A 1260-nucleotide genomic window follows, 5' to 3' on the forward strand; every position below is an offset into this window, starting at 1 on the left:
GCAAGCCCGCTTGTGTCTTGGGCAGGAATTAGACTGAGGGTGAGAGCGGTGAGTGGCAAGCTGAATGCCCGGAGTGCTTAAAGCACGTGTGGGAGCCCATGCTGCCATTCACCTCTCCGCTCTGGTTATTGAGCCCGAACAGTTGAACGAGCCGACCTCGAACATTACAAGCGTGGTGCCCAGCCAGAGCGCTCTCACCTTTGAGTGTAAGAGGGTTCGGCTATGTTTTCCTGCGCAGGCATCGATGTTTCCAAAGATACCCTTGAAATTTGGATTAACCCGCAAGACATTGGCGCCAGTTACCTCAATACCGCCAGTGACTTCCTTGGGCTGATTGATTGGTTAAAGCGCTACCAGGTCAGCCGCGTATTGCTGGAAGCCACCGGCGGCTATGAGCGAGAGGTCATGAAAGCGCTTCAGGCTGCCGGCTTCGAAGTCTTGCGGATCAACCCTCGCCGAGCCAGAGACTTTGCCAAGGCCATGGGGCAGCGCGCTAAAACCGACCCGATAGATGCGCGGCTGCTCGCGCAGTTTGCCGAAGTCATAAAGTCGCCAAGCAACCGAATCACCAGCCCTGAACAGGACAATTTACGTGCGCTGGTACAGCAACGTGAAAACTTTGTTCAGCAACATGGCGACGATTTACGGCGCCTCAAAACAGCCTCTGCTGACACGGTAAAACCCTGTCTGCGAAGTCATATCGACTATTTATGCCAAGCAATAAAGTCGATAGAAAGGTTGATCCGTCAAACTGCTAAAGACCTGGACAGTGATAAAACGGCCCGTTTGTGTTCGGTCAAGGGTATAGGGCTCGTGACGGCAGCCAGCTTGATGGCCTATTTACCTGAGCTGGGCGAGGTTGGACGGCACGAGATCGCAGCGCTGGCAGGCATAGCCCCCTACAACGACGACAGCGGCAAACATGAAGGCCCCCGCCACATTGGCGGTGGCAGGTTTGCTGCGCGTCGGGCGATGTACATGGCGTGCTGGGTGGTGATTCAGCGACAGCCTGAGTTCAAAGCGCGGTATGACGCACTGCGTCATAAGGGCAAATGCGCAAAAGTAGCGCTCATCGCCTGTATGCGCGTGTTGTTGATACGGCTGAACGCCATGATCCGAGACCGAACTGAGTGGAAAGAACCCTTGGCCTAAACGGGTCGCGGTGTTCCTGTAGGGCATCGCATGGCCTAAAGCTGTGGGAGTTCAGCTGTCTATCAATATGCCTTCAAAATAAAGGTCATCAAGACAGTTGCTCCCACA

At 54.8% G+C, this 1260-nt stretch carries 1 protein-coding gene; it reads left to right on the plus strand.

Translation table 11 applies throughout. The annotated features are described in order from the left end of the window. Window positions 1-222 precede the first annotated feature (222 nt). Window positions 223-1152 (plus strand): IS110 family transposase, encoded by a 930-nt coding sequence (locus KGB18_RS29830; RefSeq protein ID WP_123719003.1) that lies wholly within the window; start codon window positions 223-225, stop codon window positions 1150-1152. Window positions 1153-1260: the final 108 nt, after the last annotated feature.

Source organism: Pseudomonas sp. BF-R-26, from assembly GCF_019947395.1.
Taxonomy (GTDB): Bacteria; Pseudomonadota; Gammaproteobacteria; order Pseudomonadales; family Pseudomonadaceae; genus Aquipseudomonas; species Aquipseudomonas farris.

Coding starts and splice junctions, on each gene's coding strand:
- KGB18_RS29830 (WP_123719003.1), top strand. CDS start 223: ATGTTTTCCTGCGCAGGCATCGATGTTTCCAAAGATACCCTTGAAATT.